Origin of the sequence: Paraburkholderia sp. GAS33 (assembly GCF_050436645.1) — a bacterium.
GTDB classification, from domain to species: Bacteria; Pseudomonadota; Gammaproteobacteria; order Burkholderiales; family Burkholderiaceae; genus Paraburkholderia; species Paraburkholderia phenazinium_B.
Map to the genome: position 1 here is coordinate 138,129 of NZ_JBNDMP010000004.1, position 12,432 is coordinate 150,560.

17 protein-coding genes and 1 tRNA gene are annotated in these 12,432 nt (G+C 62.5%); 9 read left to right on the forward strand and 9 right to left on the reverse strand.

What is annotated here, in order from left to right; genetic code table 11:
* Nucleotide 1 precedes the first annotated feature (1 nt).
* Nucleotides 2-1,135, reverse strand: a complete 1,134-nt coding sequence (locus P3T24_RS14310) for an enoyl-CoA hydratase/isomerase family protein (RefSeq protein ID WP_074264890.1) — start codon at nt 1,133-1,135, stop codon at nt 2-4.
* A 45-nt stretch (nt 1,136-1,180) separates the two neighbouring features.
* Complete coding sequence (locus P3T24_RS14315) at nt 1,181-2,068, reverse strand: TetR/AcrR family transcriptional regulator (RefSeq protein WP_429435494.1); 888 nt, start codon at nt 2,066-2,068, stop codon at nt 1,181-1,183.
* Nucleotides 2,069-2,198: 130 nt separating this feature from the next.
* On the opposite strand from P3T24_RS14315, the gene P3T24_RS14320 reads away from it, so the two are divergent.
* Nucleotides 2,199-3,170: an NAD-dependent epimerase/dehydratase family protein gene (locus P3T24_RS14320; RefSeq protein ID WP_429435496.1), complete on the forward strand. Its 972-nt coding sequence runs from the start codon at nt 2,199-2,201 to the stop codon at nt 3,168-3,170.
* Nucleotides 3,171-3,201: 31 nt separating this feature from the next.
* Here P3T24_RS14320 and P3T24_RS14325 read toward each other — a convergent pair whose 3' ends face one another.
* Together P3T24_RS14325 and P3T24_RS14330 are read right to left on the reverse strand one after the other, a co-directional pair.
* Entirely contained in the window at nt 3,202-3,489 is a 288-nt protein-coding gene (locus P3T24_RS14325; RefSeq protein WP_074264893.1) for a DUF1488 domain-containing protein, read from the reverse strand.
* A 137-nt stretch (nt 3,490-3,626) separates the two neighbouring features.
* Nucleotides 3,627-3,899, reverse strand: coding sequence for a hypothetical protein (locus P3T24_RS14330; RefSeq protein WP_074264894.1), 273 nt, complete (start codon nt 3,897-3,899; stop codon nt 3,627-3,629).
* A gap of 291 nt (nt 3,900-4,190) precedes the next feature.
* Between P3T24_RS14330 and P3T24_RS14335 the strand changes: the two genes are divergently transcribed.
* The gene (locus tag P3T24_RS14335) at nt 4,191-4,577 is read left to right on the forward strand and encodes a hypothetical protein (RefSeq protein ID WP_429287572.1); all 387 of its coding nucleotides are present in this window, start codon (nt 4,191-4,193) and stop codon (nt 4,575-4,577) included.
* A gap of 11 nt (nt 4,578-4,588) precedes the next feature.
* Here the strand turns inward: P3T24_RS14335 and P3T24_RS14340 are convergent, their stop codons facing one another.
* Complete coding sequence (locus tag P3T24_RS14340; protein ID WP_074264896.1) at nt 4,589-4,927, reverse strand: DMT family transporter; 339 nt, start codon at nt 4,925-4,927, stop codon at nt 4,589-4,591.
* Between the two features lie 4 nt (nt 4,928-4,931).
* Nucleotides 4,932-5,429 (reverse strand): heme-degrading domain-containing protein, encoded by a 498-nt coding sequence (locus tag P3T24_RS14345; RefSeq protein WP_429407360.1) that lies wholly within the window; start codon nt 5,427-5,429, stop codon nt 4,932-4,934.
* A gap of 216 nt (nt 5,430-5,645) precedes the next feature.
* Between P3T24_RS14345 and P3T24_RS14350 the strand changes: the two genes are divergently transcribed.
* Nucleotides 5,646-5,722, forward strand: a tRNA-Met gene (locus tag P3T24_RS14350).
* Nucleotides 5,723-5,849: 127 nt separating this feature from the next.
* Here the strand turns inward: P3T24_RS14350 and P3T24_RS14355 are convergent.
* On the reverse strand, nt 5,850-6,191 hold the full coding sequence (locus tag P3T24_RS14355) for a hypothetical protein (protein WP_143787518.1): 342 nt from the start codon (nt 6,189-6,191) through the stop codon (nt 5,850-5,852).
* A 2-nt stretch (nt 6,192-6,193) separates the two neighbouring features.
* Nucleotides 6,194-6,367 carry a hypothetical protein gene (locus P3T24_RS14360; RefSeq protein ID WP_167379388.1) on the reverse strand — a complete coding sequence of 58 codons (174 nt, stop codon included), beginning with the start codon at nt 6,365-6,367 and terminating at the stop codon, nt 6,194-6,196.
* A 226-nt stretch (nt 6,368-6,593) separates the two neighbouring features.
* Between P3T24_RS14360 and P3T24_RS14365 the strand changes: the two genes are divergently transcribed.
* The 6 genes from P3T24_RS14365 to P3T24_RS14390 all read left to right on the forward strand — a co-directional run bounded on the left by P3T24_RS14365 (nt 6,594) and on the right by P3T24_RS14390 (nt 11,574).
* Nucleotides 6,594-7,139, forward strand: coding sequence for an NUDIX hydrolase (locus P3T24_RS14365; protein WP_074264900.1), 546 nt, complete (start codon nt 6,594-6,596; stop codon nt 7,137-7,139).
* Between the two features lie 10 nt (nt 7,140-7,149).
* On the forward strand, nt 7,150-7,887 hold the full coding sequence (aat, locus tag P3T24_RS14370; RefSeq protein ID WP_074264901.1) for a leucyl/phenylalanyl-tRNA--protein transferase: 738 nt from the start codon (nt 7,150-7,152) through the stop codon (nt 7,885-7,887).
* Nucleotides 7,888-7,957: 70 nt separating this feature from the next.
* Nucleotides 7,958-8,785: an arginyltransferase gene (locus tag P3T24_RS14375; protein ID WP_074264902.1), complete on the forward strand. Its 828-nt coding sequence runs from the start codon at nt 7,958-7,960 to the stop codon at nt 8,783-8,785.
* A 112-nt stretch (nt 8,786-8,897) separates the two neighbouring features.
* Nucleotides 8,898-9,920 (forward strand): quinone-dependent dihydroorotate dehydrogenase, encoded by a 1,023-nt coding sequence (locus tag P3T24_RS14380; protein ID WP_074264903.1) that lies wholly within the window; start codon nt 8,898-8,900, stop codon nt 9,918-9,920.
* 143 nt (nt 9,921-10,063) lie between these two features.
* Nucleotides 10,064-10,861, forward strand: a complete 798-nt coding sequence (locus tag P3T24_RS14385; protein WP_074264904.1) for a cystine ABC transporter substrate-binding protein — start codon at nt 10,064-10,066, stop codon at nt 10,859-10,861.
* A 53-nt stretch (nt 10,862-10,914) separates the two neighbouring features.
* Nucleotides 10,915-11,574 carry an amino acid ABC transporter permease gene (locus P3T24_RS14390; protein ID WP_429435499.1) on the forward strand — a complete coding sequence of 220 codons (660 nt, stop codon included), beginning with the start codon at nt 10,915-10,917 and terminating at the stop codon, nt 11,572-11,574.
* 75 nt (nt 11,575-11,649) lie between these two features.
* On the opposite strand, the gene lepB is transcribed toward P3T24_RS14390, so the two are convergent.
* The gene (lepB, locus tag P3T24_RS14395; RefSeq protein ID WP_429435501.1) at nt 11,650-12,342 is read right to left on the reverse strand and encodes a signal peptidase I; all 693 of its coding nucleotides are present in this window, start codon (nt 12,340-12,342) and stop codon (nt 11,650-11,652) included.
* Nucleotides 12,343-12,432 lie beyond the last annotated feature (90 nt).

A 12,432-nucleotide genomic window follows, 5' to 3' on the forward strand; every position in this document is an offset into this window, starting at 1 on the left:
TTTAGCCCTGCAGATCGGCCAACGGATGCTCGGCGGCCGGCCACGGACTGTCGAACATCCGCGCAACGTCGTCGGCGCCGACGTCTTCAATACGGGTGAAACGCCAGTGCGGCGCGTTGTCCTTGTCGATGATGCGGGCACGAATGCCTTCCACCACGTCGCCGTGTTCAAAGCTCGTACGGGTCAGATCCAGATCGCGACGCAGACAATCGGCCATCGCCCCCTCCGCGCGCGTCACCACTTCCAGCGAAACGGCCATCGACAGCGGCGAGCGTTCACGCAGCACGCCGATGGTCTGCTCGGCCCAGTCGGCGGCCTCGCAGCCGGTTTGTTCCGCTTCGAGCGAAGCCAGAATCTGCTTCATGTCCGGCAGCGCAAAATGCCCGTCGATCAAGGCGCGGGCACTGGCCAGCGGCGAAGTATCGGGCGTTGGAACGACCTTGTGGGCCGAGGTTTCGCGCTCGACGCACGCCACCACATCCGCGCCATGCTCGAACACCTCGGTACGCAACGTTTCGACGAGCGCGGGCAAGGCTTCATCGTCGATGTAGGTATCGGCGAGACCTGCGTACAGGGCATCGGCCGCCCCGATCGTCTCACCGGTCACGGCCAGATAGCGGCCGAGCGCGCCCGGTGTGCGGGCCAGGAACCAGCCCGCGCCGACATCGGGAAAGAGCCCGATGCGGGTTTCCGGCATCGCCATACGGGTCGACTGGGTCACCACGCGCAGGCCGCCCGTACGATGCGCCCCTTGCGAAATGCCCATCCCACCGCCCATCACCACGCCGTTCATCAGCGCAATGTAAGGCTTCGGATAGGTGAAGATGCTGTGATTGAGACGGTATTCCTCGATGAAGAACGTATCGCGCGCCGCCCCATCCCCGCGCTGAACGGACTCGTACAGGAAGCGGATATCGCCGCCCGCGCAGAACGCGCGCGGATGCTGGCTGCGCACCACGACGGCGAGCACACCGGGTTCCTCGCGCCACGCATCGAGAGCGGCCTGGATCGCGCGAATCATGCCGGTCGACAGTGCATTCAACGCTTTCGGGCGTTCGAGCTCGATAAAACCGATCCGGTTGGCAATGTAGGTGGTGACTTCTTCGCTGACGGCGGCGGCTTCAGAAATTGACATGACGTGACAGGTGAAAAGACCGGTGGATGGGAAGGGTGAACGTTATCACGCACCCGCCGCTTTACGCTTTGCGGCGGGGCGCCGTGCGCGCGGTGCCGTTGCAGATGGGGTGGCTGGGGTGGCCAGTGCGGCCGGGCCAGCGGCCGGGATGTCGTTGGCTGCGGTCGCGACAACCACTGGTGCATCCCGGGACGCCGCCGGCGGCTCCCGCTCGCCGAACCAGGCGTCCAGCGCGGCGTCGATGATGGTTCCGAGCGGTGCAGTCGGAAACACCGGGCATGTGAGATTGAGCGCGACAATACCGTGCAGCGTGGCCCACAACACCTGGGAAAATACCGCGCCTTCCGCCGACGTGCGCAGGCGCCCTGCCGCTTTCAGTTCGTCGAGCGCGCTGACCATGAGACGCATCGCTGCGTCGCTCGAGTCGTCGGACGCCGCCGGGTTGATCAAGGCGGCCACGGCCTGAGTATGACTTTCGGGGTGCTTGTCAGCCCCTTTATCCGCCCCTTTATCCGCCCGTTTATCAGGCTCGCTGCCGGCGCCCTGTTCCGCTTCGGACGCCGCCCCGAGCGCGGCACCCATATACGTTGGATCTTCCATGAAGATCAGCCGGTATGTCTGCGGATGCGCGACGCCGAACCCCACATAGGCGTGCGCCATCGCCTTGAGGCGCTCTGCCGGATCGGCAATCTGCGCGAGCGGCTCGAACGTGGCAAGAAGCTGCGCATACCCTTCGGTGCACAACGCGCGCGCAATCTCGTCGCGGCTTGCGAAGTACAGGTAGAGCGTGGCCGGTGAATATTCGATGGCGTCGGCAATCTTGCGCATCGACAGCGCAGCGAAGCCTTCGCGCACCACGATGCGCCGCGCCGCATCGAGGATGCGTTCGCGTAGCGCCTGCTTCTGGCGAGTCTTTCTTTCTGTGATTCCCATGGCATGCATTTTCCGGTTGACAAACTGAAAAGTCAAATTAAACTGAACACCGTTTACTGAACATCGTTCATAAAATTTTGACCGGCCACTCAAGGGTAGTGTCCGGCAGCCACCTGTTCAAGGAGTCGTCATGGAAAACGCAGGGAAAGTCGGGCTGTTCGGCGCCGCGGGCGCTATCGGGCAAAGCATTGCTGTCGCGCTCGCCGCGGCCGGTCGTCACTATCGGGTCATCGGACGCTCGCGCAGTGCGCTCGAAGCGGCCTTCGGCCACGATCCGTATGCGGAAATCGTCACCTGGAACCCGGAAGATCCGGCGTCGGTTACAGCCGCGGCCCAAGGTCTGCAGACCGCGGTATATCTGGTCGGGGTGCCCTATAACCAGTTCGAGAAGCATCCGCCGCTGATGGAAAAAACTTTGGCCGGCCTGAACGCAGCGGGCGTCGAGCGCCTGATCCTGATCGGCACGGTCTATCCCTATGGTCGCGCACGCAGCGAATTCGTGACGGAGAAGCATCCACGTGAGCCGCACACTTTCAAAGGAAAGATGCGGCTCGCCCAGGAAAATCTGGTGCTCGAGGCGCACGGTCGCAAGGGACTGTCGACGCTCGTGCTGCGCCTGCCGGACTTCTACGGCCCGGGTATCGAACGCAGCGTTCTGAATGGCGTCTTCGAAGGCGCGGCGCATGGCACGCGCGCGCAGATGGTCGGCCCCATCGATGTGCGGCACGAATTCGTGTTCGTGCCGGATGTAGGCCCGGTAGTCGAGACGCTCACGCGTACCCCTGAGGCCTACGGGCGCTGGCTGCACCTCGCCGGCCCCGGCACGATTACGCAGCGTGAGGTTGCCGAGAAAGCGTACGCACTAGCCGGACATAAGCTCAAGATGATGGTGGCCGGCAAGCCGATGCTGCGCGTGCTCGGTCTCTTCAATCCGATCATGCGCGAACTGGTGGAGATGAACTACCTGATGAGCGAGCCGCTTGTGCTCGACGACAGCGCGCTGCAAACGTTGATCGGTCCGATCCGCAAGACCTCCTATGACGATGGGATCCGCATCGCGTTGGCAGGGGCCAGTTCGCAGCCACAACCGAACAGGCACTAAAGACGCGCGGTTTGACGCTTGGCCGGCAGCCTCACAGTCCGGCGACGTTGCCTGGCGGAAAGTGACCGCTCTTCAGCAACACCGGGGTGCCGTTGCTGATCTGCAAATGCTCGCGCGCCACTTCTTCAATACGGCCGCGCCCGGCATCGAATGCGCGCATCCAGCCTTCGAGATCTTCGGAGCGCGCGCCGAAATGGTCCTCGAGCGCTTCGACCGAGATCGCGCACGGCACGGTCTCGCCGTCGACCAGCGCGCGGAATACGACAGTCAGATTGGAATCGCGGTAAGCGGGCGCGTCCGCGGGAAACCGAATTTCCATGGTTGCCTCATCAGAAGAATCCGTCGGAAAAGCAGGCATCGGAACACGCAGTCCGGCGCGTTCGGGTGTCGCGCTTATGGTACTCGCCCGAACGGAATGTGGTCCACTCCCTACAGTCGACACCGGGAGCACTTGCTTCAATCATGCTCGATCAACCGGTCGATGTAAGCTCTCGCAGACTGCTCGACATGTTCGAGCGCCTCTGCTTCCGTAGCGAAGCGATGTTCGCCGCCAAGGTCAAGCAACGTCTCGATACGATGCGAATCATCCGGTCCACGCTGCGACAGGCTCACCGAGCCCACGTAAATCGCGTCGGGCGCGTTCGCCTCCGCTGCCTCATATGTGACAACGAGGCGCGCAGCGGCACTGATGAAGTAACCGCGGTACGGACCGCTCACACGTTCTGCCATATGCGTTCTCCTCGTTAATTTTCGCGGGTCCACCACGTTCGGCGCAGACCGGCGGGCGCGCATCGTTGCGCGCCGAGGTGTTCCTCTAAGGTATAAGTCGCTTTTGAGCCCAATAAGTTCTGCGCGCGAGAACATGCTGTTGCCTTACGGACAACGCACGATCCCCAAACGCAGCTCGGACGCATCCTGGGGTCGGGTACGATCTGTGCGTCGGCCCACACGAACCTCGAATCGGCGATATGGGAGAATGTTTTTAGACTTCCGTCGTCATCCGTCTAAAAAGGAAACACCATGAAGCCACTTACACGGGGCTGTCTCCCGTTTAGCCGACGCCTGGCCGCCATCGCCGCATGCGGCACCCGCCGCGGGTTTGCGCGCTACGCTGCGCTGCCCCTCGCCGTGCTGGCCACCGTCGGTCTCAGCGCATGTGCGTCGTCGAATACAACCTCGCTGATCAATCTGCCAAACGGAGAAACCGGCTTCGCGGTTAACTGCAGCGGCGCGGACGCCGACTCGAGCTGGGCATCGTGCTACGTGCAAGCGGGCCAGGCTTGCGGCGCCACCGGCTACGACATCATCTCCAAAGACAACGACCAGGGCGGCCCGACAGGCGGCGGCGTCACCAACGTCGTTACGGCGAATGTGAAAAACCGTTCGATGATCGTCCGCTGCAAATAAAACGCGAGGCGTCAGTGCGCCTGCATCTTCGAGAACAGGTTGAGCACGACGACGCCGCAGATGATGAGCCCAAGTCCGAAAATGGCGGGCCAGTCGGGCACCTGACCGTAGAGCACCACGGCAACCAGCGTAATCAGAACAATGCCGACGCCCGACCAGATCGCATAGACGATGCCGACGGGAATGCTTCTGAGCGTCAACGAAAGACAGTAGAACGCCACGCCGTAACCCAGCACCACGACGACTGCGGGTAAAAGACGCGAGAAGCCCTCCGAGGCGCGTAGTGCGGAAGTGGCAATCACTTCGGCGACGATGGCAATGGCGAGCAGCACATACGGTGGCAAGCGCATCGGTTCAGGCCTTCGCAAGCGCGAGCTTGCTGTAGTCGTGACCGAGGTGCGCGCACAACGCCTCCACGACCAGTTCGTGATCCGATCGCTGCGGCAAGCCCGACACCGTCACCGAACCGATCACACCGGCACCGGCGACAGTCAACGGAAACGCACCGCCATGCGACGCATATTCGTTGAGCGACAAGCCGTGCTTTTCGGCGAGCGTGCTGCCCGCCTGCTGCATACGCAAACCGATTGCATAAGAGCTGCGCCGGAAATGCGCAACGGTGTTGCCCTTGCGGCGCGCCCAGTCGACATTGTCAGGTGTCGCACCGGGGAGCAGGTTGAAGAACAGCGGCTGACCGAACGTGCGTATGTCGATGGCCAGCGCGAGTCCGCGCGCATTGGCAAGCTCGTGCAGATAAGCGCCGAGTTGCCACGCACGGTCGGCATCGAATTGAGGAAACACCAGCGCGTTTTCCTGAGCGACAATCGACTGCAGATCGTGAACGATGTCCATGAGCGGGAAAGGAATGAAGGAAGGACACGCTGCAATCACTTGCCGATGACCGACGAAGATCAACGGAGCGGCAACGCAGATGGAACACGGATTCTAGCTGCAACAAGCCACTTCGCGAGCACGTAACAGCACCGCCATCATCCGTGCGTTGAAGTCGATTCTTAAAAAGGTATTGCACGGACAATCTGGTTCCGCTATAATCTTTTCTTCGACGGACGCGGGGTGGAGCAGTCTGGCAGCTCGTCGGGCTCATAACCCGAAGGTCGTAGGTTCAAATCCTACCCCCGCAACCAAGTAAATCACGTCGAACAACATCAAGGGCTTGCCAAACCGGCAGGCCTTTTTTGTTTGCGTCTCTTCTGCCTGCTTCCCTCTTCTTCTTGCTTTGCGCCCCACAGCTTTTCTTCCTTCGCGGCTTCGCTAAAAATTCTCGAGCATCGCATATAGCGCGATGATTCCAGCGGCACTCAAAAGCAAACGGTTGCCCGACAGCAGCGCCTGCACCAGCGAACTTGAAAACACCGACACGGCCAGTACACACAGCGGGAAAAGACCGAGGCCGCCGAAAAAGTCCGCCGCAGTCATTTTGCAGAAAAACGCCCGCATTGGATGCACCCGCCTCGCAGAACGCCGCGTCGGCAAGCACACGCGTTTGACATAGCGGGCCCACGACCACGCAACCGCCATCAAGTAGGAAAATTCATCAACCCAACCTCCATCAATCTGTAGTCCGAATAGAGTTATGCCAACTTGTAGCGCCATGCTCAGACGATATCAAATTCTGTGAGCGTCGCCGCTCCTGCGCCAATCACAATGCCTATTGTCTGCATATCAACCGATCGGTCGATCCAGCCAAAGAACATGCTGGCCGTGACCCCGCCAATCACCCCACAACCGAAGATAAACCGAAGCTGTTCAAAGATTTTCCACTTGCGCATAATGCCCTTCCCCCACCGCGTGACAAGTGCCCTTACGAGGGCAACCAAATAGAGTAGCAATCCTAACGCAATCGCTCACCCCTTGCTAAGCGATTCTTTCGGATTAGCCATCCGGCCAGGGCCAGCGCTACTGCTCCGCGCTCCTGCTTTTCTCCAACTCAATCGCTCCCATCTTCAAAGCTCGCCCTGGTGATAAACTCCTATCACCATTCTTCGTCCCCTTCCTATGAAATTCTGTTCTGTCTGCGGTCACCCGGTCAGCCTGAGCATTCCGCCGGGCGACAATCGCGAGCGTTTTGTCTGCGCCAGTTGCGGTACCGTGCACTATCAGAATCCGCGCAACGTGGTCGGCACCATCCCCGTCTGGGACAACAAGGTGCTGCTCTGCCGCCGCGCCATCGAGCCGCGCTACGGTTACTGGACCTTGCCCGCCGGCTTCATGGAAATGGGTGAGACGACCTCCGAAGGGGCATCCCGCGAAACGCTGGAGGAAGCCGGCGCGCGCGTCGAGGTGCAAAACCTGTTCTCGCTGCTCAACGTGCCGCATGTGCATCAGGTGCATATTTTCTACCTGGCGCGGCTGCTCGATCTCGACGTGGATGCCGGCGAGGAAAGCCTCGAAGTAAAGCTGTTCGAGGAACACGAGATTCCGTGGGACGACATCGCGTTTCCCACCGTCGGCCAGACCTTGCGCTTCTATTTCGCTGACCGTCAGACCGGCAGTTACGGCCTGCACACCGGCGACATCTTCCGTTCGCTGCGCGAAGGCTGAGCGTCCCGGCATGGTTCCCTGGCTCGGACCCGACGATCCGTTCCCTGCCGTGGAGCGCGCGCTCGGCGCGGCCAGCGGCGCGCCGGGCCTGCTTGCCGCCAGTGCGGACCTGCTGCCCTCGCGCCTGATCGACGCCTACCGGCGCGGCATTTTTCCGTGGTATTCAGACGGTCAGCCGGTGCTCTGGTGGAGCCCGGATCCGCGCATGATCCTGCGTCCGGCCGAATTCAAGGTATCCCCGTCGCTACGCAAGACCTTGAAGCGGGTCTTGCGCGAGGACGCCTGGGAAATCCGCGTCGACCACGATTTCCCCGCTGTGATGCGCGCCTGCGCCCAGGCGCCGCGCCGCGGCCAGCGCGGCACGTGGATCACCGCGGACGTCGTCGATGCCTACACGTCGCTGCATCGCACGGGCGATGCGCACAGCATCGAAACCTGGTTCGAAGGCGAGCGCGTAGGCGGTTTGTATGGCGTGTCGTTCGGACACATGTTCTTCGGCGAGTCGATGTTCGCGGAGGTCACGGATGCGTCGAAAATGGCGCTCTCCGCGCTCATCGGACACTTGCGACGTCACAAAATAGAAATGATAGACTGCCAGCAGAACACGTCGCATCTGGCGTCGCTGGGCGGTCGCGAGATAGCGCGCAAGGCGTTCATCGCGCATGTCCGCGCGTCTGTCGATGCCGCGCCCATCCCCTGGCGCTTCGACAAGACGGTCCTGCTCGATGTCGTCGCGCCTGCGGCGTAGCGAGCATAGCCGGGCCCGTTGCCGGTAAAACGGGTTTGAAATACTCAGAGACGCTTCGAGAGCTGCCAACGTGACGCACCCCAACGAGCTGCCGCTTTCACCCCTTTCCGCGCTGCAATTCTATGCAACGGCGCCGTATCCTTGCAGCTATCTGGAGGGGCGCGTGGCACGCTCGCAAGTCGCCACGCCAAGCCATCTGATTAATTCCGACGTCTACACCGACCTGGTCAAGGCGGGCTTCCGGCGCTCGGGCGTGTTCACCTACCGCCCGTATTGCGACGGCTGCCGCGCCTGCGTGCCGGTGCGCGTGCCGGTCGACCAGTTCGAGCCGAACCGCACCCAGCGCAAGGTGTGGAAAAAACACGGCGGTCTCGTCGCCACGGTTGCACCGCTGCACTACGACGAAGAGCATTACGCGCTCTACATGCGCTATCAGTCGGCACGGCACGCCGGCGGCGGCATGGATCGCGACAGCCGCGATCAGTACGAGCAGTTCCTGCTGCAAAGCCGGATCAACTCGCGGCTGGTCGAATTCCGCGAGCCGCTCGCGGGACACCCTGACGCGCCGGGCGTGCTGCGCATGATCAGCATGATCGACATCCTCGGCGACGGGCTCTCGTCGGTCTATACCTTCTTCGAACCGGATCTCGCGCACAGCAGTTTCGGCACCTACAACATCTACTGGCAGATAGAACAGGCGCGCAGCCTGCGTCTGCCTTACGTCTACCTCGGCTACTGGATCCGCGAGAGCCAGAAAATGGCGTACAAGGCCAACTTCCGACCGCTGGAAGGCCTCGTGGACAGCACATGGCGCACGCTCGATCCGCAAAGCCTCGAGTTGGCGCCCGTCGACGCCGCGATTCAGGGCCGGCGCGGCCCCGTCAAGCTGCCCCGCTGAAGCGCCCTCCTGAATGCCAGCGCGACGAACTCTCCTCCGCCTCCGCGCCCTGCCGTCTCGTTAAAGCCGGTAAAATACCGGGTTCCCATTTCCAGCCGTCCGGCTCCGCCCCGTGTTCAGTTCCCTCTACCCGCTCGTACGCGCCCAACTCTTTCGCATGGACGCGGAAGACGCTCACCACCTGACCTTGCGCCTGCTCGGCGCGGCCGGCCGCACGGGCGTCGCAAGCGCGCTCGCGCCGCGCGTGCCCGACGCGCCGCGCACCGTGATGGGGCTGACGTTCCGCAACCCGGTGGGGCTCGCCGCCGGGCTCGACAAGGACGGCGCGTGCATCGACGGGCTGGCCGCGCTGGGCTTCGGTTTTATTGAGGTAGGTACGGTCACGCCACGCGCGCAACCAGGCAATCCGCGGCCGCGCATGTTCCGCCTGCCGCAGGCGAACGCTGTGATCAACCGGATGGGCTTCAACAACGCCGGGGTCGACCAGTTCGTGAAGAACGTGCAGGCCGCGCGCTATCGCGGTCCGCTGGGACTGAACATCGGCAAGAACGCCGATACGCCGATCGAGCGCGCCGCCGAGGACTATTTGTACTGTCTCGAGCGCGTCTATCCGTTCGCGAGCTACGTGACGGTCAACATCTCGTCGCCGAACACGAAGAACCTGCGCCAGTTGCAGGGTGCCGGCGAACTCGACGCCCTGCTCGCCGCGCTGAAGGACAAGCAGCAGCGTCTCGCGGATCTGCACGGCAAGCTGGTGCCGCTCGCACTGAAGATCGCCCCGGACCTCGACGACGAGCAGATCAAATCGATTGCCGACACGCTGCTGCGCCATCGCTTCGAAGGCGTGATCGCCACCAATACGACGCTTTCGCGTACGGCGGTCACGGGTCTGCCGCATGCCGAGGAAACCGGCGGCCTGTCGGGCAAGCCGGTATTCGATGCCTCCAATGAAGTGATCCGCAAACTGCGCGCCGAAGTCGGCGAGACCGTGCCGATCATCGGCGTCGGCGGCATCTTTTCCGGCGCAGACGCGCGCGCCAAACTCGCCGCCGGCGCGGCGCTGGTCCAGCTTTACACGGGCTTCATTTACCGCGGCCCGGCGCTGGTAGCCGAATGCGCGCAGGCGCTGGCTTAAACTACGGCTATGCCGGCCCGGGCAACGCCCGGCCACGTTATATAGGCATAAACAAACAGTATTTAAGTATTGATAGTCTGCTTTGTTATCCTTTCCGATGTTCTAACCGCCCGTCTGGGCAAAAAAACGAATAAAGGAAGACGATGAAATCTCGCTTGCTGAAAAAACTCCTCGTGGCTGGTCTGATCGGCGCCTCGTTCACCGCCGTAGCCGCCCACGCAGCAGACCTGCTCGATCAGGTCAAGCAAAGCGGCACGCTGCGCATCGGCCTCGAAGGTACGTTCCCGCCGTTCGACTCCAAGGCGCCGTCGGGTGAGCTGGTCGGGTTTGACGTGGATATCGCCAAAGCGGTCGCGCAGAAGCTCGGCGTGAAGCCGGTGTTCGTGACGACCGAATGGAGCGGCATCATCGCGGGTCTGCAGGCCGGCAAGTTCGATGTGATCGTCAACCAGGTCGGCATCACGGACGCGCGCAAACAGGTGCTCGATTTTTCGCCCGGCTACACGTTCTCCGCGGCCCAGCTGATCCAGCGCAAGGACGACTCGCGGGAGTTCAAGTCGCTCGACGACCTGAAGGGCAAGAAGCTCGGCGTGGGTCTCGGCACGAACTACATGGATATGGCGAAGTCGGTGCCGGGCATCGACGTCAAGACCTACCCGGGCGCACCTGAATATCTGGCTGACCTCGCCGCCGGCCGTCTCGACGCCGCGCTCAACGACCGTCTGATGCTGGCCTATCTGCTGAAGACTTCGCCGCTGCCGCTGCGCACTGGTGCGATGGTCGGCACCGGCACGCCGTCGGGCATTCCGTTCAAGAAGGGCAATCCGAAGTTCGCCAAGGCGATCGACGATGCAATGACCCAGCTCGAAGCGGATGGCACCTTCACGAAGATCTCCGAGAAGTGGTTCGGCATCGACGTCACGAAGCCCATCGCGAACTGAGCCCCACTGAGCGTTTATGATGTGCGCTTTGCTGCGCACATCACTCATCGCCCATGTCCACCACTTCCCTGCTCGTCCAATCGCTTCCGGTGCTCGCTCAGGGCGTCATTCTGACGGTCAAGTTCGCGGTCCTGTCGATGATCTTCGGACTGCTTGCCGCCAGCGTCATCGCCGTGATGGGCATCAGTCACAACCGCGTGTTGAACTGGATCGCACGCGTCTACGTGAGCCTGATGCGCGGCACACCGTTGCTGGTGCAGATCTTCGTGATTTACTACGGCTTGCCGAGTCTCGGCATCTCGCTCGATCCAACGCCTGCGGGTGTGATCGCGCTGTCGGCGAATGTCGCGGCGTATCTGTCGGAGAGCATGCGCGGCGCCATCCTCGGCATTCCGAGTGGCCAGTGGCTCGCGGCTTACAGCTTAGGTCTGTCGCGCCGTCAGACGCTGCGGTATGTGGTGGCCCCGCAGGCATTGCGCATCGCCGTGCCGAGTTTGTCGAACAGTCTGATCAGCCTGATCAAGGACACTTCGCTGGTGTCGGTGATCACCGTGACCGAGCTCTTGCGCAGCGCGCAGGAAGTGATTGCGTCGACCTATCAGCCGCTGCCGCTCTACCTCGCTGCGGCGGCCATCTACTGGGTGTTGTGCCAGGTGCTCGAATGGGTCCAGCACTGGTACGAACAGCGCCTCGCGCTACCCACGCGGCACTGAGCCACGTGTGAGGCGAGGCGTCCGGACTGCCGCCGCGTAGCAGCGTGAGCGTGAGCGTACCTGATCGGCGAGCGCTCAGCGCGCCGCGAGCGGCGCATCCAGCGGCGCCCCGAAGCGGCTGAAGCGCGGCTCGTAGTAATGATCGGGGTCGAGCGAGAACGCGACGCGACGCGTGCGGCCCATCAGTTCCGTGCGCGGGAAAAAGCCGAAGTAGCGTGAATCCGCGCTGTTGTCGCGGTTATCGCCAAGCATCAGATACTGGCCCGGCGGCACGACCACCGGCCCGAACGAATTGCGCGGGCTCGGCGAATCCGGCGAGAGCCGCACGATATGCGACACACCGTCGAAACGCTCAGTCAGATAGTCGCCCGGCGACGACGCATCGCCCGGCAGCGGCCCGAACTTGAGCGGCTGATAGGCCGCGCGCACGCCGTTCACATACAGCACGTTGTCGCGCATCGCCACGCTGTCGCCCGGCAGGCCGATCAGCCGCTTGACGAGCAGTTCGTGGGCTGCCGACGACTGGATCGTGACGATGTCGCCACGCTGCGGATCGTGCAGATGCGCGATCGCGATATGCGTGAGCGGCACGCGCAGGTCATAGGCCATCTTGTCGACGAGGATGCGGTCGCCCTCGCGAATGGTCGGCAGCATCGAGCCGCTCGGCACCACGTTCCAGTCGGCGATCGCACTACGGAACAACACCATCAGCACGATAAACGCGACAAGACTCTTGTTGTCGCGCCACAATTTTCCAAGCATGCGCATCGAAAGCGGCTCCTGCGGAAGGTAATCGAAAGCTTCGGCGGCGCCTGGGCACCGCGTCCGCGCAAATCGTACCACCGCGGCACACCGTGC